Here is a 17,991-nt window from a genome sequence, read left to right as displayed (position 1 = left end):
GGAACACCCTGACATGAGCACCAACTCCCGCATCCGCAGCTTCGGTTCGCGCGAGGCCGGACCCGGCCGCCCGGTCTACGTCACCGGCGAGATCGGCATCAACCACAACGGCGACCTGGACAACGCGTTCAAGCTGATCGACGTGGCCGCCGAGGCCGGCTGCGACGCCGTGAAGTTCCAGAAGCGCACCCCGGAGATCTGCACCCCGCGCGACCAGTGGGACATCGAGCGCGACACCCCCTGGGGCCGGATGACCTACATCGACTACCGCCACCGCGTGGAGTTCGGCGAGGACGAGTACCGCCAGATCGACGCGTACTGCAAGGAGAAGGGGATCGACTGGTTCGCCTCCCCGTGGGACACCGAGGCCGTCGCCTTCCTGGAGAAGTTCGACGTGCCCGCCCACAAGGTGGCCTCCGCCTCCCTCACCGACGACGAGCTGCTGCGCGCCCTGCGCGCCACCGGCCGCACGGTGATCCTCTCCACCGGCATGTCCACCCCGCGCCAGATCCGCCACGCCGTCGAGGTGCTGGGCAGCGACAACATCCTGATGTGCCACGCCACCTCCACCTACCCGGCCAAGTCCGAGGAGCTGAACCTCCGCGTGATCAACACGCTGGAGAAGGAGTTCCCGAACGTCCCGATCGGCTACTCCGGCCACGAGACCGGCCTGCAGACCACGCTGGCCGCCGTCGCCCTCGGTGCCGTCTTCGTCGAGCGCCACATCACCCTCGACCGCGCCATGTGGGGCTCCGACCAGGCCGCCTCGGTCGAGCCGCAGGGCCTGGTCCGCCTGGTCCGCGACATCCGCGCCATCGAGGCGTCCCTCGGCGACGGCGTCAAGAAGGTCTACGACTCCGAGCTGGGCCCGATGAAGAAGCTGCGCCGGGTCTCCGGCGTGGTCGCCGAGGCGGAGATCGCCGCCGCCGCGGGCGAGCCGGTCGCGGTCTGACCCCGCTCGCCCGACTGCGCTACGACGGGACGGTCGTACCCCCATGAGCCCTCGCGCCGGACACCCCGGCCCCGCTGCCCGCACGCTCGCCTTCGTGGAGAGCCCGGTGCAACTGCTGAACGTACTGGAGTGGGCCCACGCGGGCGGGGTGCCCGCGCGCGAGGGGGCCGGGGCGGAGCTGACGCTCGTCGTGCTGGCCCCCACCGACCCCATGACCCGGGGCCAGCTACGCCGCATGGCCGACCTCGCGCGGGACGAGGGGTACGACGTGCGCTGGGAGGAGGCGCGGGGCGGGGCGAGTGCGCCGTTCCGCACCGTCGGCGCGCTGACCGGGGCGCTGCGGCGGGCCGGCCGGATCGTCATGGGCGACCCCTTCTCCCGCTACGTACAGCTCCTGCTCACCATCACCCGCGCGCCCGAGCTGGTCGTCGTGGACGACGGCACCGCCACCATGGAGTTCGTCGCCCAGCTCGCCCGCGGCGAGCGCCTGGTGCGCTGGCACCGCAAGGGCGGGCGGCCCGGCCCCCGCGACCTGCTCTTCGCCCCGGTCGCCGGCACCGCCCGGCGCCGCCTCACCCCGAGCGGCGGCAGACGCGTGGAGGTCTTCTCCGCGATGCCGGTGACCGAGACCCCGGACGGCGTCACGGTCACCGCCAACGACTTCGCCTGGACCCGCGCCCGCTTCGGGCCGCCGCGCGTCACGAGGAGCGCCGACATCGTCGGCACGTCCCTGGTGGAGACCGGCGTGGTCGACGCCGACCGCTATCTCGCGGCCGTCCAGGCACTGGCCACGGCCCACGGCGCCACCCGCTACTTCGCCCACCGCCGCGAGAGCACCCCGAAACTGCACCGCCTGGCCACCGAGACCGGCCTGGAGGTCGTCCGCCCCGACCTCCCCCTGGAGCTGATCGCCCGCCGGGGCCCCATCGGCGGCACCGTGCTGAGCTTCCCCTCCACGGTCGTCCACACCCTGCCCCTGGCCCTGAAGGGCACCGGCGTCCGCGTGGCGGTGTGCGACATCGACCCCGCCTGGCTCACCGCCCACGCCTCCCCCCGCGCCCAGGGCTTCCTGTCCGGCGTGACGGGCACGGCCAGGACGGCCCACCACCTGACGACGGTGACACCGGGGACCTGAGGCTTCAGTCCTTGCGCGCCAGTACGAACCCCCGTGGGCGGGCCTCCTCGCCCTGGGGCTCGCGGACCATCGAGGCGACCAGGGTCAGCCCCGCCTCGGTGAGGCGGGCGGCGATGGCCGCCGGGGAGCGCATCCAGTAGTCGAGGTCGATCTCGTGGCCGAAGCGTTCCGTCAGGTGCATGTGGTCGGCGTCGCCGGTCTGGAAGGCCAGCAGGACGGGTGCGCCGGGGCGCAGGGTCCGGTGGAACTCGGCGAAGGCCCGGGGGAGGGACTCGTCCGGCACGTGGATCGTGGAGTAGAGGGCGAGGATGCCGCCCAGGGTGGCGTCCGGGAGGTCCAGGGCGGTCATCGAGCCGACGTGGAAGCGGAGGTGCGGGTGGGCCTCGCGGGCCAGGGTCACCATCGCGAGGGAGAGGTCCACCCCGAACACCGGTACGCCCAGACCGTCCAGCAGCGCCGTGACGTACCCCGGCCCGCTGCCCAGGTCGGCCACCGGGGCCGGGCCGTTGTCCTTGACCAGCTCGGCGAAAGCGCTGATCAGGGAGCGGTCCAGCGGGTGGGGGAGGCCCGAGGGGAACCGCTCGGCATAGTCCTTGGCGATCGCGTCGTAGGACGAGCGGGTGGTGTGCAGGAAGTCCGCGTCGGTGTCGGTCACGCCGCCGCACCCTACCGGCGCCGCTGCGCCGCACGGGTCCGGTCCATGGACAAACCGAGCGCGAGAGCGGGAGGCGTGGTATCCGTGGAGGGAGAAAGAAAGGTTTTACCCAGACCAGTCCACCGCCATGCGTCCGCCGGTCAGATTTTCTTCCCCTCACGGGCTGAACTTTTGTTGATCGAGGGTCAGTTGACCGTCCGGGCGTCCTACCCTTCAGAGGGTGAACCGATTGATGACCCGAGAGACCGTGGCCGACCTCCCCGGTGCTGTGCTCCCCGGCGCGCTCAGCGAGTCACTGCACGCTGAACTCGTAGCCTTCCGGCGCGACTTGCACATGCACCCCGAGCTGGGCAACCAGGAGTTCCGTACCACCGCCGCCATCAAGGAGCGGCTGGAGCGGGCCGGGCTCAAGCCCCGCGTCCTGGTCACCGGAACCGGGCTCATCTGCGACATCGGGCACATCGAGGGCGAGCAGCGCTCCGACGTGTCGCTGCTGGCCCTGCGCGCCGACATCGACGCGCTGCCCATCCCGGACACCAAGGACTGCCCGTACCGGTCCACCGTGCCCGACCGCGCCCACGCCTGCGGCCACGACGTGCACACCACCGTCGTGCTCGGCGCCGGCCTGGTCCTCGCCGACCTGCACGCCAAGGGGCTGCTGTCCCGCCCGGTGCGGCTGATCTTCCAGCCCGCCGAGGAGCAGCTCCCCGGCGGCGCCCTGACCGCCATCGCCGACGGCGCGCTCGAAGGCGTCGGCCGCATCCTCGCCCTGCACTGCGACCCCCGCGTGGAGTGCGGCAGGATCGGCCTCCGACACGGCCCCATCACCAGCGCCTGCGACCGCCTCGACGTCGCCCTGGACGGCCCCGGCGGCCACACCGCCCGCCCGCACCTGACCACCGACCTGGTCACGGCCGCCGCCCGCGTCGCCACCGACGTGCCCGCGCTGATCGCCCGCCGCGTCGACACCCGCAGCGGACTCGCCCTGACCTGGGGCCGTATCGAGTCGGGCCACGCACCCAACGTCATCCCGCAGCACGCCGAACTCTCCGGCACCGTCCGCTGCCTGGACCTCGACGCCTGGCGGGACGCGCCCGACGTCGTGCACGCCGCGATCGACGAGGTCGCCACCCTGCACGGCGCCAAGTCGGAGATCACCTACGTGCGCGGAGTGCCGCCGGTCGTCAACGACCGCGACTCCGCCGAGCTGCTACGCCGCGCGATGGTCACCCGCTGCGGGCTGGACTCGGTGGAGAGCACCGAGCAGAGCCTCGGCGGCGAGGACTTCTCCTGGTACCTGGAGCACGTGCCCGGCGCCATGGCCCGCCTCGGCGTCCGCCGCCCCGGCGAGCGGACCGTACGCGATCTGCACCAGGGCGACTTCGACGCGGACGAGAACGCGATCACGGTCGGCGTCGAACTCTTCACCGCGGCCGCCCTGATGGCGTCGCCCGAGGTGTGACCCCGGCCCGCTGAAGTCATGCCGCGACGGCCCTCGCACACATGCGGGGGCCGTTCGCGCAACACATCCGCAGGCCATTCGTATCCGCCCCGAAACACGGGGGCCCAGGGCTTGGAAGATCGAGTTCAAGTGCCGTTTGCCTCGGTTCGATAACGGCTGCCCGAGAGGTGTTTTTCTGACATCTACGCGCGTTACGATGCCGCGAAGCCGACGCCGACGGGGCGTCTCGGCCGGGGCGTCGTCAGACGCTCCCACCAAGCGCCATGGTGGCGCTCAGGTCAGGTGAAGGAGCCTTCCCGTGCGCCGGGTAGCCAAGCTTTCCGCTGCGTGTATAGCCACCGCAGCTCTCGCCCTTTCTGCCACGGCCTGTGGCAGCACCTCCTCCGAGAACGACAAGTCGTCCTCCCCCTCCGGTGACGGCAAGGGCGTCAAGATCGGCCTCGCCTTCGACGTCGGCGGCCGTGGTGACCGCTCCTTCAACGACTCCGCCGCGCGCGGTGCCGACAAGGCGAAGGACGAGTTCGGCGGTTCCGTCAAGGAGCTGACCGCCAAGACCACCGACACCGAGGCCGACCGCGAGCAGCGCCTCTCCGACCTGGCCGACGCGGGCTACAGCCCGATCATCGGTGTCGGCTACGCGTACGCGCAGTCCATGGGCAAGGTCGCCAAGAAGTACCCCAAGACCAGCTTCGGCATCGTCGACTCGGTCGTGGACGCGCCCAACGTCGACAGCATCACCTTCACCGAGGAGCAGGGCTCCTACCTGGCCGGTGTCGCCGCCGCGCTGAAGACCAAGAAGACGCACGTCGGCTTCATCGGCGGTGTCGACGTCCCCCTGATCAAGAAGTTCGAGGCGGGCTTCGTCCAGGGCGCCAAGGACACCAACCCCAAGATCAAGGTCGAGACCCAGTACCTGAGCCACGGCTCGGACACCTCCGGCTTCGCCAGCCCCGACAAGGGCAAGGAAGCCGCGCAGGGCATGCTGGACAACGGCGCCGACGTCATCTACTCCGCCGCCGGCTCCTCCGGCAACGGCGCGATCGAGGCCGTCAACGGCAAGAAGGGCGCCTGGGCGATCGGCGTCGACTCGGACCAGTACAACATCCCGGGTCTCGCCAAGTACAAGAGCTCGATCCTGACCTCGGTCATCAAGAACGTCGACCTGGGTGTCTACGACCTCATCAAGTCCGTCCACGGCGGCAAGCCGCAGACCGGCAACAGCGTCTACTCCCTCGCCAAGGACGGCGTCTCGCTGTCCACCAGCGGCGGCTTCATCGGTGACATCCAGGCCAAGCTGGACGCCGCGAAGAAGAAGATCGTCGACGGCTCCATCAAGGTCAAGACCACTCCGTGACCTGATGGGTCCATCCGGACCTCGGCTCGGCGTGGGGGCGCCAGAAGGTGCTCCCCGCCGGGCCGTAACAATGTGTCAACTCTACGCGTGTAGTGCCGAGTTGCCGCGCTAGCGTCGCCGACGCCTGCCCTCACTCCCTCTGTAATCCTCCGCATCCCCCTTCCCCGAGGAGAGTGCGCCATCAACGCGTCCAGCCCTCCCGCTGCCGTCGAACTGCGCGGCATCACCAAGCGTTTCCCCGGCGTCGTCGCCAACCGCGACATCGACATCACCGTCCGCGCGGGCACCGTCCACGCCCTGTGTGGCGAGAACGGCGCCGGCAAGTCCACCCTGATGAAGATCCTCTACGGCATGCAGCAGCCGGACGAGGGCACCATCACCATCCACGGCGAACAGGTCACCTTCGGCAACCCCGGTGACGCCATCGCACGCGGCATCGGCATGGTGCACCAGCACTTCATGCTCGCCGACAACCTCACCGTGCTGGAGAACGTCGTCCTCGGCGCGGAGAAGCTGCACGGCATCGGCTCCAAGGCCCGCACGAAGATCAAGGAGATCTCCGACGCGTACGGCCTCGGCGTCCGCCCCGACGTGCTCGTGGAGCGCCTCGGTGTCGCCGACCGCCAGCGCGTGGAGATCCTCAAGGTCCTCTACCGAGGCGCCAAGACCCTGATCCTGGACGAGCCGACGGCCGTGCTGGTGCCCCAGGAGGTCGACGCGCTCTTCGACAACCTGCGGGAGCTGAAGGCCGAGGGCCTGACCGTCATCTTCATCTCGCACAAGCTGGGCGAGGTGCTGTCGGTCGCCGACGAGATCACCGTCATCCGGCGCGGCACCACCGTCGGCACCGCCGAGCCGAGCACCACCACGCCCAAGCAGCTCGCCGAGCTGATGGTCGGCAGCGAACTGCCCACGCCCGAGACGGAGGAGTCCACCGTCACGGACGTCGCCCTCCTCCAGATCGACGGGCTGCACCTGGCCCAGACCGACCTGGACGGCATCGAGCGCGTCATCCTCGACGAGATCTCCTTCACCATCCACAAGGGCGAAGTCCTGGGCATCGCCGGTGTGGAGGGCAACGGCCAGTCCGAACTGGTCGAGGCGATCATGGGCATGCGCGACCCGGACGCCGGCACGGTCACCCTCGATGGCGCCGACGTCAGCCACGTCCCCACCCGCCGCCGCCGCGAGGCCGGCATCGGCTACATCCCCGAGGACCGCCACCGCCACGGCCTGCTGCTCGAAGCGCCGCTGTGGGAGAACCGCATCCTCGGTCATGTCACCGAGCGCCCCAACTCCCGCCGGGGCCTGCTGGACCCGAAGGCCGCCCGCACCGACACCGAGCGCATCGTCGCCGACTACGACGTGCGCACCCCCGGCATCGACGTCACCGCGGCCTCGCTGTCCGGCGGCAACCAGCAGAAGCTGATCGTCGGCCGCGAGATGAGCCACGCCCCCAAGCTGCTCATCGCCGCCCACCCCACCCGTGGTGTGGACGTCGGCGCGCAGGCCGCGATCTGGGACTACATCCGCGCGGCCCGCCGCGACGGACTCGCGGTCCTGCTGATCTCCGCCGACCTGGACGAGCTGATCGGTCTCTCCGACACCCTGCGGGTGATGTACCGCGGCCGTCTGGTCGCCGACGCCGACCCCTGCACGATCACGCCCGAGGAGCTGGGCTCCGCCATGACGGGAGCGGCCTCCGGCCACCTGGAGCACATAGAGGACGACGCGCGATGAAGAAGCTGACCTCACGGATCGACAAGGAGCGGCTGCTCCTCGGGATCGCGGCGCCGCTGCTGGCCATCGTCGCGGCGCTCCTCGTCACCGCCCTGGTGATCCTCGCGACGGGCAAGAGCCCCGGCGCCGCGTTCAGCGACATGGGGACGTACGGCTTCGCGGCCGACAGCCAGGTCTACATCCTGAACAAGGCGACGACGTACTACCTCGCGGGCGTCGCGGTGGCCATCGGCTTCCGCATGAACCTGTTCAACATCGGTGTCGACGGCCAGTACCGGCTCGCCGCGTTCGTCGCCGCCGTTCTCGGCGGCGCGCTGACCGTGCCCGGCTGGCTCGCCATCCCGTTGATCATCCTGGCTGCCATGGTGACCGGTGCCCTGTGGGCCGCCATCGCGGGCATCCTCAAGGTGACCCGCGGCGTCAGCGAGGTCATCGCCACGATCATGCTGAACTCGATCGCCACCGCGATCATCGGCTACCTGCTCCAGCCCAGCCAGCTCGGCCAGCTCGACAAGGCGGGCACGCTGGTCTCCACCAAGCCGCTGCCGGAGTCCTCCTGGTTCTTCCAGATCGACACCGGCCCGGCGGGCATCCTGTGGGGCTTCATCGTCGTCGCGGTGATCGTCGGCATCGGCTACTGGTTCGTGCTCGGCCGTACCCGCTTCGGCTTCGACCTGCGCACCGTCGGCCAGTCCGAGACGGCCGCCGCCGCGAGCGGTGTCGGCGTGAAGAAGATGATCGCCACCAGCATGATCATCTCGGGTGCGGTGGCCGGTCTCATCGGCATGCCGACCCTGCTGAACGACAGCCACCAGTTCAGCAACGACTTCCCGGCGGGCATCGGCTTCACCGGCATCGCCATCGCGCTGCTCGGCCGCAACAACCCCGTCGGCATCGCACTGGGCGCCCTCCTGTGGGGCTTCCTGGAGCGCACCACCAACCACCTTGAGTTCCAGGGCTACGACAAGGAGATCCTCGGCGTGATCCAGGGCGTCATCGTCCTGTGCGTCGTGATCGCCTACGAGGTCGTGCGCCGCTACGGCCTCAAGCGCCAGCAGCAGAGGGTCGGCGCCGAGCTGGCCGCCCGCGCCGCCGCACCGACCGAGATGCAGGAGGTGGCGTGATGACCGCCACGATGACGGACGCGCCGCCGCCCGCGGCGCCCAAGGCGGACGACGCAGCCCGGCCCGCGGGCCGTTCGCTCGCGAAGATCCTCATGATCGTCGGCGGTGCGCTGCTGCTCGTCGCCGTGGTCCGGGTCATCACCGGGGCCAACCAGCTCACCTCCGAGGGCCAGGTCAGCGCGGCCCTCGGGCTCGCCGTGCCGATCGGCCTCGCCGGTCTCGCGGGCCTGTGGTCCGAGCGGGCCGGCGTGGTCAACATCGGCCTCGAGGGCATGATGATCCTCGGCACCTTCGGCGCCGGCTGGATCGGCTGGCAGTCCAGCCCCTGGCTCGGCCTGCTGTGCGGCGTCGGCTTCGGCGTCCTCGGCGGTCTGGTGCACGCGGTCGCCACGGTGACCTTCGGGGTCGACCACATCGTCTCCGGTGTGGCGATCAACCTGCTCGCGCTGGGCGCCACCCAGTACCTGGCCAAGCTGTTCTTCGCCGAGGGGACGGCCGCCGAGGCGGGCGGCAACCCCAAGCAGTCCCCGCCGGTGGAGTCGCTCGGCGACGTCACGGTGCCCGGACTGTCCGACGCGCTGCACTCGGTCGAGCAACACCACTGGTTCCTCATCTCCGACATCGCGGGCATCCTCGGCGGTATCGTCACCGACGTGTCCGTGGTCACGATCCTCGCCGTGCTGCTGTTCGTCGGCAGTTGGTGGGTGCTGTGGCGGACCTCGTTCGGTCTCCGGCTGCGCTCCTGCGGTGAGAACCCGGTCGCGGCGGAGTCCCTCGGCGTGAACGTGTACCGGTACAAGTACGCGGCCGTCGCCGTCTCCGGTGGTCTCGCCGGGCTCGGCGGTGCCTTCCTCGCCCTGGTCACCTCGCACACCTACCTGGAGGGCCAGACCGGCGGCCGCGGTTACATCGGTCTCGCCGCGATGATCTTCGGCAACTGGCGTCCGGGCGGTCTCGCCATGGGCGCGGGCCTGTTCGGCTACTCCGACGCCCTCCAGCTCCGCAACGGCGGCGTCACCGTGCACGCCCTGCTGCTCCTGCTGGTCGTGCTGCTCGCCGCCCTCGCGGGCTGGAAGCTGTACCGCAAGGCGCTCTGGCAGGGCGTGATCAGCGCGGTCATGGCCGTGGCGGTCCTGGCCTGGTACCTGTTCACCGACGAGGTCCCCAGCGACTTCGTCGGCGCCACCCCGTACGTCGTCACGCTGCTGGTGCTGTCGCTGTCCGCGCAGCGGCTGCGGATGCCGAAGGCGGACGGCATGCGGTACCGGAAGGGGCAGGGCAAGTGACCGAGGCGGCCACCGGGTTCGACTCGTTCGACTCGTTCGACTGGGAGAAGCTGCGCGCCGAGGCCCGCGAGGCCATGGCGCACGCCTACGCCCCCTACTCGGGCTACCCGGTCGGCGTGGCCGCCCAGGTCGACGACGGCCGGACGGTCACCGGCTGCAACGTGGAGAACGCCTCCTACGGGCTCGGTCTGTGCGCCGAGTGCGGGATGGTCTCCCACCTCCAGCGCACCGGCGGCGGGCGCCTGACACACTTCACCTGTGTGGACGGCACCGGCGCCCTCCTCGTGCCGTGCGGCCGCTGCCGCCAGCTCCTCTACGAGTTCGGCGGTCCCTCGCTGCTGCTGGACACCCCCGAGGGCGTCCTCCCGCTCTCCGAGATGCTGCCGCAGGCGTTCGGCCCGGACCATCTCACCAAGTAAGTCCGTGCGGCCCCCTTGCCCGCGTCGCTTCGCGAGCAGGGGGGCCGCACACCTGCACCTCCCCGGAAGGAACTCCCTGGCCATGGACGCCATCTCCGTCATCCGCAGCAAGCGGGACCGCGCCGCACTGACCGACGAGCAGATCGACTGGGTCATCGACGCGTACACCCGCGGCGAGGTCGCCGACTACCAGATGGCCGCCCTCAACATGGCCATCCTGCTCAACGGCATGGACCGCCGGGAGATCGCCCGCTGGACCGCGGCCATGATCGCCTCCGGCGAGCGCATGGACTTCTCCTCGCTCTCCCGCCCGACCGCCGACAAGCACTCCACGGGCGGCGTCGGCGACAAGATCACGCTGCCCCTGGCCCCGCTGGTCGCCGCCTGCGGCGCGGCCGTGCCGCAGCTCTCCGGGCGCGGCCTCGGCCACACCGGCGGCACGCTGGACAAGCTGGAGTCCATCCCCGGCTGGCGCGCGCTGCTGTCCAACGAGGAGATGCTCTCCGTGCTGGACGGCGTCGGCGCGGTGATCTGCGCGGCCGGTGACGGCCTGGCCCCGGCCGACAAGAAGCTGTACGCGCTGCGCGACGTGACGGGCACGGTGGAGGCGATCCCGCTGATCGCGTCCTCGATCATGTCGAAGAAGATCGCCGAGGGGACCGGCTCCCTGGTCCTGGACGTGAAGGTAGGCTCCGGCGCCTTCATGAAGACCCTGGACGACGCCCGTGAGCTGGCCTCCACCATGGTGGGCCTCGGCACCGACCACGGCGTGAAGACGGTCGCCCTGCTCACCGACATGTCCACCCCGCTCGGCCTCACCGCGGGCAACGCCCTGGAGGTCCGCGAGTCCGTCGAGGTCCTCGCGGGCGGCGGCCCGGCGGACGTCGTCGAGCTGACCCTCGCGCTGGCCCGCGAGATGCTGGACGCGGCCGGCCTGAAGGACGCCGACCCGGCGAAGGCCCTGGCCGACGGCTCCGCGATGGACGTGTGGCGCCGCATGATCGCGGCCCAGGGCGGCGACCCGGACGCGACCCTCCCGACCGCCCGCGAGCAGCACGTGGTGACGGCCCCCGCCTCCGGCGTCCTCACCCGCCTCGACGCCTACGACATCGGCATCGCCGCCTGGCGCCTGGGCGCGGGCCGCGCCCGCAAGGAGGACCCGGTCCAGGCGGGCGCGGGCGTCGAGCTGCACGCCAAGCCGGGCGACGCGGTGGTCGCCGGCCAGCCACTGCTGACCCTCCACACGGACACGCCGGAGCGCTTCGGGTACGCGCTGGAGGCGACGGAGGGGTCCTTCGACATCGCGCCTTCCGGCACTGCGTTCTCGGCTTCGCCGGTGGTGCTGGGGCGGGTGGACTGATCCGGGGACTCTTCCTTCGGGACGAACGGGGGCGTGGGTTCGTATCCCGCCCCCGTCGACAGCCGCAAGACCAGGTCAGGCCCGGCGCTGAGAGATCAGCATCGGGTCTGACCTGCTTTGCGGGCCTTGCTTCGGCCAGCTCCGATTCTGTCTTTTCTGCCATCCGCGAGGAACGCACTGGTGTCCGCCCACAGTGCTACGAGCGCGCCAGGACTGACCCATGCCTGCAGGCCGTTGCTGTCACTTCGAGAAACCGCATGCAGGTGTTCGGTTGGCCGATCACCAAGAAGATGTCACCCTACGTCTGCCGGGATTATCCGGCGCCCTGGGTGCTGGGGAGCCTCAGGGGGCGAGGGGGTGGGGAATGAGTGCTTACCGATTCAATCCGCCGCCGGGTTGGCCTGTGCCACCCGCAGGATGGATGCCGCCACCGGACTGGCGCCCCGACCCCTCGTGGCCCCCGCTGCCGCCGGGATGGCAGCTGTGGGTTCCTGAGGCCGGCTCCGTTACCGACACCAGTGCGCCCGGTCCTACGGCAGGCTCTGGGGTACCGGCTGCGGCCGCTCCCGTCAGCACGACGGCGGTGCCATCGCCGCGGAAGGGCGGGCTGTTCGGGCGGCGCCGTGCGAATGCCGTGTCCGAGGCCGAAGAGCTGCGGGCGTGGATCGCCAGGACGCAGGGGCTGGATGCCGCTCGGGTCGCGGGCCTCGTGCAGCAGGTCGAGGCGGAGGCTGCCACGCTGCATGAAAGGGCGACCGCCGAAGCCGCCGATGAGGCCGAGGGAATCCTCAAAGACGCACGCGAGACGGCGAAGGAGATCCTAGGCGACGCACGCCTTACGGCGAAGGAGACCGAGCGGGTACGCAAGGAGGCCGATCGTCACCGCAAGGACGTCGTAGACGCCGAGCGGCGGCTTGCTGAACTACAAGCCCGGATCGTCAACGCGGATGAGACCGCCATGCTGCAGGAGGCCGGTATCTATGCCTACCGGCATGCGCTGCACGACGCGATCGCCTACCGCAGTCGGCTCGACACGTTGCAGAACGAGATCAAGGCTCTCGCCCGTGCGGGCCGCGCCGTCCAGGCAGCCACGGACTGGACGGTCAATGGCTCCAAGCGTGAGGGCCAGAAGATGGTTCGCGACTTCTCCAAGCTCATGCTGCGCGCCTACAACGCCGAAGCGGACTACGCCGTACGGTCGATGCGGCCGCATCGGCTGAGCTCCCTCGTGGACCGGCTCTTCAAGAGTCGCGAGACGATCGCCAAACTGGGCGCCACCATGCACATCCGGATCACTGACGAGTACCACAGTGCGCGCGTGCGGGAATTGGAGCTCACCGCCGACTTCCTGCAGAAGAAGGAGGAGGAGAAGGAGGCCCAGCGCGAAGCCCGTGCCCGGGAGCGCGAGGAGGCCGCGGTCCAGCGGGAACTCGACCGGCAGCGCGAGAAGCTGAACAAGGAACTCGGCCACTATCAGGCAGCACTGGAGCGCCTACGCGAGCGCTGTGATGCCGCAGGCGTTGCCGAGATGGAGGCCAAGCTGGCCGAGATCGAGGACGCTCTGCAGGACGTTGATTCCCGCGCGGCGAACGTCCGCGCCGGCTACGTATACGTCATCTCGAACATCGGCGCCTTCGGCGATCGTATGGTGAAGATCGGCATGACGCGTCGGCTCGAACCTTTGGAACGTGTCTACGAGTTGAGCGGCGCAGCTGTACCTTTCCGCTTCGACGTCCACGCGTTGATCTTCAGCAAGGACGCGGTCGGCCTGGAGACGGAACTTCACCGGCAGTTCGCCTCGAAGCGGGTCAACCAGGTCAACAGTCGGAAGGAATTCTTCTACGCCACCCCGGCGGAGGTGCGCAACGCGCTGCAGCGGTGCGCCGGCCAGCATCTTGTCGAGTTCACCGAGGAGCCCTTGGCGCTGGAATGGCGGGCCGGTAGGCGCATGGGCGAAGCCAGTGCGCCCGTCGCAGGCGCAGGAGGAGTTGCATCCCGGACAGCATGATGTGCGGCGAAGCATCACTACGATCACCGCCACCGAGAGGGGATCTTGGTCAGAGTCTCCAAGTGGCTGCAGCGAGGCGAGCCTGATCAGCAAGTACCGGCCACCCAGTCGGCGTCCTCTTTGATCTACCCGGCCCAGTTCCTGCAACCGCGGAAACTGAGTTCAGAGATGTCGGTCCAGGGCGTTCGCGGAAGCGCTGACCGCGGTCGAGGGATACCTGGAGATGCCGTAGCGCACGGTGTCGTCCCGAGTCCTCCCCTCCCTGAGGCAACAGCTCGCCAACGAGGTCAGCCCCGCTGGTAAGGAGTGCGACACCGGGAGTATGGTCGCTTGTATGGCGACCAAGAAGGTGACCGTGACGATCCCCGAGGATCTCCTGGACGAGATCCGCGCGGACGCGGCAGAGCGGGGCCTGTCGGCGTACGTCGCCGAGGCGCTGCGCTTCAAGCGCGACCGGGACCGGCTCCGGGAACTGGCCGACTGGCTGCAGGAAGAGCACGGCCCTGTGACCGAGGACGAGCGCGGGGCGGTCCTCGGCGAGCTGGAGGATCTCGACGCCGAGCACGAGCGGCGCCGCGCCTCCGGTCGGCACGAGGCTGCGTGAAGATGCGACGCGGGGAGCGGCCGCTCCGTGTCTTCGTCCTGGACTGCGAGGCCCTCTCCCTGGCCGTGCGCGGCGATCGGAGGATGATCGCCTGGCTCGACCTCGCGGCGCGAGGGGAGGCCGAAGTGGTGACATCGCCGATGACCCTGGTCGAGGCATACGACGGCAGGACGACCGAACAGCGCTGGGACTGGGTGCTGTCCCGGCTCCAGGTCGTCGACATCGGGAAGGACGAGGCCCGCCAGGCGCGCCGGCTCCTGGCCGATGCCGAGTTGCACGGCCACAAGTACGCGATCGACGCCGTGCTCGCCGTGATCGCGCGACAGCAGAAGGGGCAGGTCACCGTCTTCACCTCGGACGTCGACGACCTGGAGAAGCTGGTCCCGGCCACGATCGTCGTCAAGAAGGTGTGACCCGCCCCCGCACGGAGTGCTCGGCTTCGCCGGTGGTGCTGGAACGAATCGCCTGATCAGGGGACTTCTTCGTTCGGGTGAACGGGATCGGTGGACCCCCGCCGGTCCCGTTCGCCATGCTGGGATCGGTGACGCACTGATCGGAGACCGCCATGAGCGCATTCACCGTGAGCCAGGACCCCGACCGGACCTGGGACGACCTCGTCCGGTTCTGGGACGAGTCGGACTGGCCCGAGGGCAGCAGGGTGGAGATCATCGAGGGGATCGTCACCGTGTCGCCCACTCCCGAGAACCAGCACAATTCCATTGTCGAGTTGGTTCAGAGCCGCCTGTACCGGGATATCCCGGACGGATGGGGCATCTATCAGACGCAGTCACTCGCCGTGCCTTCCCGGTTGGGCATGTTCATCCCGGACCTTGTGGTCGCCCCGAGAAGCGTGGTGAGGGCACCGGGCAATTACATTCCCGCTGCCGCGGCCGACCTCGTCGTCGAAGTCACCTCGAAGTCCAACGCGCGTCACGACCGCGTCGGCAAGCCCGCCGCGTATGCCTCGGCCGGAATTCCCTACTACTTGCTGATCGATCGCTGGGCTCAGGGCGGCCCGACCATCACGCTCTATGGCGAGCCGCAGAGGGATGTCTACCGGGTCCTGCACGCAGGCAAGTTCGGGGACGAGTTCTTGCTGCCGGAGCCCTTCAACCTCAGGCTCGACACCAGCGAGTTCCCCGTGGACTGACCCCGCTGCGATGAGTTAAGCCCGTCCCCCCGGTCTACCGCACGTGGACCCCACGACCGACCCCGTGCTCGCACTGCGTGGCCCCGTCACCCGGGATGAGGTGGCGGGGCTGTGCGATGTGGTGCGGGGGTTGGCCCCCAGCAGCGGAGTCGTGGTGTGCGACGTGGCCCGGCTGGGGCCGCCCGGCCTCGCGCACGTCGATCTGCTCGCCCGGCTGGAGCTGGCCGCCCGCCGGGGAGGCGGGCGGATACGGCTGCGGAGCCCCGACCCCGCGCTACGCGCCCTGCTCGGACTCGTCGGGCTCTGCCTCCAGGTGGAGGGGGAGGTCGAAGAGGGGGAACCAGCGGGGGGTGTCGAGGAAGCAGTGGAAACCGGTGATGCGGCCTCCTGAGATCTCCAGGACCTGCACCGCCCAGGGGGTGAAGCCGCCCTTCTCCGGGTCCGGCTTGTAGTGGGCGAAGCCCGGCAGGCCGTTGACCTCGACCGGGATGAGGCGGGAGCCCGCGCAGGAGGCGCCGATGGTGGACATGAAGCCGGTGATGTCGGCGGGGCCGAGCAGCCACAGGTCGAACGGCGGCATCGTCATCACCGCGTCCTCGTGGAGCAGCGCGGCGAGCGCCGTCATGTCGTACCCCTCGAACGCCTTCACATAGCGCTCCAGAAGCTGCTTCTGCTCCTCGTCCAGCGGGTCGGAGACCGCCGCGTCGGCGCCCGTGTCCGCGCGCTCGGCGAGGGTGGCCCGCGCCCGCTGGAGGGCGCTGTTGACCGAGGCGACCGTGGTGCCCAGCAGCTCGGCCACCTCACTGGCCCGCCAGGCCAGCACCTCGCGCAGGATCAGCACCACCCGCTGCTTGGGCGGCAACTGCTGCAGCGCCGCCATGAACGCCAGCCGGATCGACTCGCGGGCCACCGCCGCCTCCGCCGGGTCCGTCACCGCGGGCAGCACCCGCGTGTCCGGCACCGGCTCCAGCCAGGTGTGGTCCGGGCGCGGGGAGAGCGCGGCCTGCGCCAGCGGGGTCGGTTCGGTGAGGTCCATCGGGCGGGCCCGCTTGTTGCCCGCGGCCAGCATGTCCAGGCAGACGTTGGTGGCGATCCGGTACAGCCAGGACCGCAGACTCGACCGGCCCTCGAACTTGTCGTAGCTCCGCCACGCCCGCACCAGCGTGTCCTGGACCGCGTCCTCGGCCTCGAAGGACGAGCCGAGCATGCGATAGCAGTACCCGGTCAGCTCGGTCCGGTGCTTCTCCAGCGCGACATCGAGGTCCGCCGTCGCCGTGCCGTCACCCATCGTCCACCCACCCCTGTGGCCGTCCCGTACGCGCGCCGTCGCGCCCCAGTACTCCGGAAGCTATCGCAGCCCACTGACAATGGCCCCCGGAGTGGGGAAATGCGCGGGGACGGGCGGGCGCGCGTACCGGCTCAGTGCGCCGGTGCCGCTTCCCGGCGCGACGCGGTGCGGGCCGCGAGGGTGCCCAGCGCGGTGATGGCGACGACGCCCAGGATCGCGAGCAGGCCGACGCCGACCGTGCCCGCCCAGCCGCCGGAGTGGAAGGCGAGCGCGCCGATCGTGCTGCCCGCGCTGGAGCCGATGTAGTACGCCGACTGGTACAGCGCCGTGGCCTGGGCGCGGCCGTGCGTGGCCGTCTTGCCGACCGCCGAGGAGGCGACCGCGTGGCCCGCGAAGAAACCGGCCGTGATCAGCACCAGGCCGAGCAGGACCAGCGGCAGGGTCGGCGCCAGCGACAGCAGCAGGCCCGCTGCGGTCGTGCCGCCCGCCGTGTACAGCGCGCCCCGGCGGCCGAGCCGGCCCACCAGACGGCCCGCGGACGACGCGGAGACCGTGCCGACCAGGTACACCAGGAAGATCGAGCCGATGATGCCCTGTGGGAGGGAGAACGGCGCCTCGGTCAGGCGGTAGCCGATCACCGTGTACACCCCGCCGAACACCGTCATGAACAGCGCGCCGATCGCGTACAGGCGACGCAGCAGCGGTGAGGAGAGGTGGTCGCGGACCGCGCGGGCCAGCACCCGGGGGCGCAGCGAGCCCGCCTCGAAGTGCCGGGGCGCGGGCAGCAGCAGCCGGAACGCCACCGCGCAGCCCACCGCGACCACGCCGATGACGGCGACGGCGATGCGCCAGCCCCACTCCTGCGCGACCCAGCCGGTGATCACCCGGCCGCTCATGCCGCCGACGCTGTTGCCCGCGACGAACAGGCCGATGGCCGTGACCAGCGCCTTCGGCCGGACCTCCTCGGCCAGATATGCCGTGGCGGAGGCGGGCAGCCCGGCCAGCGCGGCGCCCTGTACGGCCCGCAGCGCGACCAGCGCGCCGATGGACGGCGCGAACGGCACCAGCAGACCGACGCCGACCGCGACCATCAGGGACGCCGTCATCACGGTCCGGCGGCCGAACCGCTCCGACAGCGCGCTCATCGGCAGCACGAACAGCGCCAGCCCGCCGGTCGCGGCCGCCACGGTCCAGCTCGCCTCGCCGGCCGCGACCCCGTAGTCCTCGGAGATCAGCGGCAGCAGGGCCTGGGTGGAGTACAGCAGCGCGAAGGTCGCCACGCCCGCGAGGAAGAGGGCGAAGCTCATCCGGCGGTAGCCGGGGCCGCCGGGTGTCAGCCGTGAGTCGGCCGGGGCGGGGGTCTCGGAGGTCTCGGAGGCGGGGACGGGCGTGCGGGCGTCCACGCGGATGGACGCCTCGGTACTGGCGGGAGACATGCCTCGAAACTAAGGACG

17 protein-coding genes are annotated in these 17,991 nt (G+C 70.5%); 14 read left to right on the top strand and 3 right to left on the bottom strand.

Annotated features, from left to right (window positions below; genetic code table 11):
* The first annotated feature begins 13 nt into the window (after positions 1 to 13).
* Positions 14 to 952, top strand: a complete 939-nt coding sequence (locus tag HEK131_RS26865; protein WP_161145862.1) for an N-acetylneuraminate synthase family protein — start codon at positions 14 to 16, stop codon at positions 950 to 952.
* 43 nt (positions 953 to 995) lie between these two features.
* The gene (locus HEK131_RS26860) at positions 996 to 2,087 is read left to right on the top strand and encodes a hypothetical protein (RefSeq protein ID WP_217461082.1); all 1,092 of its coding nucleotides are present in this window, start codon (positions 996 to 998) and stop codon (positions 2,085 to 2,087) included.
* 4 nt (positions 2,088 to 2,091) lie between these two features.
* On the opposite strand, the gene HEK131_RS26855 is transcribed toward HEK131_RS26860, so the two are convergent.
* A complete protein-coding gene (locus HEK131_RS26855) occupies positions 2,092 to 2,742 on the bottom strand; it encodes a class I SAM-dependent DNA methyltransferase (protein WP_244337358.1) in 651 nt (216 codons plus the stop codon).
* Positions 2,743 to 2,974: 232 nt separating this feature from the next.
* On the opposite strand from HEK131_RS26855, the gene HEK131_RS26850 reads away from it, so the two are divergent.
* The 12 genes from HEK131_RS26850 (at position 2,975) to HEK131_RS26795 (ending at position 15,640) form a co-directional block, all read left to right on the top strand.
* Positions 2,975 to 4,204, top strand: coding sequence for a M20 family metallopeptidase (locus HEK131_RS26850; protein ID WP_217461080.1), 1,230 nt, complete (start codon positions 2,975 to 2,977; stop codon positions 4,202 to 4,204).
* 298 nt (positions 4,205 to 4,502) lie between these two features.
* Positions 4,503 to 5,558, top strand: coding sequence for a BMP family lipoprotein (locus HEK131_RS26845; protein ID WP_217461079.1), 1,056 nt, complete (start codon positions 4,503 to 4,505; stop codon positions 5,556 to 5,558).
* Positions 5,559 to 5,711: 153 nt separating this feature from the next.
* Positions 5,712 to 7,298: an ABC transporter ATP-binding protein gene (locus tag HEK131_RS26840; protein ID WP_244452152.1), complete on the top strand. Its 1,587-nt coding sequence runs from the start codon at positions 5,712 to 5,714 to the stop codon at positions 7,296 to 7,298.
* Positions 7,295 to 8,422: an ABC transporter permease gene (locus tag HEK131_RS26835; RefSeq protein ID WP_217461078.1), complete on the top strand. Its 1,128-nt coding sequence runs from the start codon at positions 7,295 to 7,297 to the stop codon at positions 8,420 to 8,422. Before HEK131_RS26840 ends, HEK131_RS26835 begins: the two co-directional genes overlap by 4 nt.
* Positions 8,422 to 9,708, top strand: coding sequence for an ABC transporter permease (locus HEK131_RS26830; protein ID WP_244337356.1), 1,287 nt, complete (start codon positions 8,422 to 8,424; stop codon positions 9,706 to 9,708). Before HEK131_RS26835 ends, HEK131_RS26830 begins: the two co-directional genes overlap by 1 nt.
* Positions 9,705 to 10,127: a cytidine deaminase gene (locus tag HEK131_RS26825; protein ID WP_217461076.1), complete on the top strand. Its 423-nt coding sequence runs from the start codon at positions 9,705 to 9,707 to the stop codon at positions 10,125 to 10,127. Before HEK131_RS26830 ends, HEK131_RS26825 begins: the two co-directional genes overlap by 4 nt.
* Positions 10,128 to 10,203: 76 nt before the next feature.
* Positions 10,204 to 11,487 carry a thymidine phosphorylase gene (locus tag HEK131_RS26820; RefSeq protein ID WP_244452151.1) on the top strand — a complete coding sequence of 428 codons (1,284 nt, stop codon included), beginning with the start codon at positions 10,204 to 10,206 and terminating at the stop codon, positions 11,485 to 11,487.
* Positions 11,488 to 12,121: 634 nt separating this feature from the next.
* Positions 12,122 to 13,495 (top strand): DUF4041 domain-containing protein, encoded by a 1,374-nt coding sequence (locus tag HEK131_RS26815; RefSeq protein WP_244337354.1) that lies wholly within the window; start codon positions 12,122 to 12,124, stop codon positions 13,493 to 13,495.
* 334 nt (positions 13,496 to 13,829) lie between these two features.
* Entirely contained in the window at positions 13,830 to 14,099 is a 270-nt protein-coding gene (locus HEK131_RS26810; protein WP_244337350.1) for a CopG family transcriptional regulator, read from the top strand.
* On the top strand, positions 14,096 to 14,512 hold the full coding sequence (locus tag HEK131_RS26805) for a PIN domain-containing protein (protein ID WP_347881871.1): 417 nt from the start codon (positions 14,096 to 14,098) through the stop codon (positions 14,510 to 14,512). Before HEK131_RS26810 ends, HEK131_RS26805 begins: the two co-directional genes overlap by 4 nt.
* A 152-nt stretch (positions 14,513 to 14,664) precedes the next feature.
* Positions 14,665 to 15,249 (top strand): Uma2 family endonuclease, encoded by a 585-nt coding sequence (locus tag HEK131_RS26800; protein WP_244337348.1) that lies wholly within the window; start codon positions 14,665 to 14,667, stop codon positions 15,247 to 15,249.
* A 43-nt stretch (positions 15,250 to 15,292) separates the two neighbouring features.
* A complete protein-coding gene (locus tag HEK131_RS26795) occupies positions 15,293 to 15,640 on the top strand; it encodes an STAS domain-containing protein (RefSeq protein WP_244337346.1) in 348 nt (115 codons plus the stop codon).
* Here the strand turns inward: HEK131_RS26795 and HEK131_RS26790 are convergent.
* Together HEK131_RS26790 and HEK131_RS26785 are read right to left on the bottom strand one after the other, a co-directional pair.
* Positions 15,524 to 16,537: a sigma-70 family RNA polymerase sigma factor gene (locus HEK131_RS26790; RefSeq protein ID WP_244337344.1), complete on the bottom strand. Its 1,014-nt coding sequence runs from the start codon at positions 16,535 to 16,537 to the stop codon at positions 15,524 to 15,526. The two genes, HEK131_RS26795 and HEK131_RS26790, sit on opposite strands and share 117 nt — an antisense overlap.
* Positions 16,538 to 16,668: 131 nt before the next feature.
* Positions 16,669 to 17,973 carry an MFS transporter gene (locus HEK131_RS26785; protein ID WP_244337342.1) on the bottom strand — a complete coding sequence of 435 codons (1,305 nt, stop codon included), beginning with the start codon at positions 17,971 to 17,973 and terminating at the stop codon, positions 16,669 to 16,671.
* Between the last annotated feature and the right edge of the window lie 18 nt (positions 17,974 to 17,991).

It is taken from the genome of Streptomyces seoulensis (genome assembly GCF_022846655.1).
In the GTDB taxonomy this organism is placed as follows: domain Bacteria; phylum Actinomycetota; class Actinomycetes; order Streptomycetales; family Streptomycetaceae; genus Streptomyces.
Note: the sequence above shows the minus strand (reverse complement) of the source record. Positions and strands in the feature narration are given on the sequence as shown.

Bases quoted from the DNA above. Each gene is read 5' to 3' on its own strand.
- HEK131_RS26865 (WP_161145862.1), top strand. From the start codon at position 14: ATGAGCACCAACTCCCGCATCCGCAGCTTCGGTTCGCGCGAGGCCGGA.
- HEK131_RS26860 (WP_217461082.1), top strand. From the start codon at position 996: ATGAGCCCTCGCGCCGGACACCCCGGCCCCGCTGCCCGCACGCTCGCC.
- HEK131_RS26850 (WP_217461080.1), top strand. From the start codon at position 2,975: ATGACCCGAGAGACCGTGGCCGACCTCCCCGGTGCTGTGCTCCCCGGC.
- HEK131_RS26835 (WP_217461078.1), top strand. From the start codon at position 7,295: ATGAAGAAGCTGACCTCACGGATCGACAAGGAGCGGCTGCTCCTCGGG.
- HEK131_RS26830 (WP_244337356.1), top strand. From the start codon at position 8,422: ATGACCGCCACGATGACGGACGCGCCGCCGCCCGCGGCGCCCAAGGCG.
- HEK131_RS26810 (WP_244337350.1), top strand. From the start codon at position 13,830: ATGGCGACCAAGAAGGTGACCGTGACGATCCCCGAGGATCTCCTGGAC.
- HEK131_RS26800 (WP_244337348.1), top strand. From the start codon at position 14,665: ATGAGCGCATTCACCGTGAGCCAGGACCCCGACCGGACCTGGGACGAC.
- HEK131_RS26790 (WP_244337344.1), bottom strand. From the start codon at position 16,537: ATGGGTGACGGCACGGCGACGGCGGACCTCGATGTCGCGCTGGAGAAG.
- HEK131_RS26785 (WP_244337342.1), bottom strand. From the start codon at position 17,973: ATGTCTCCCGCCAGTACCGAGGCGTCCATCCGCGTGGACGCCCGCACG.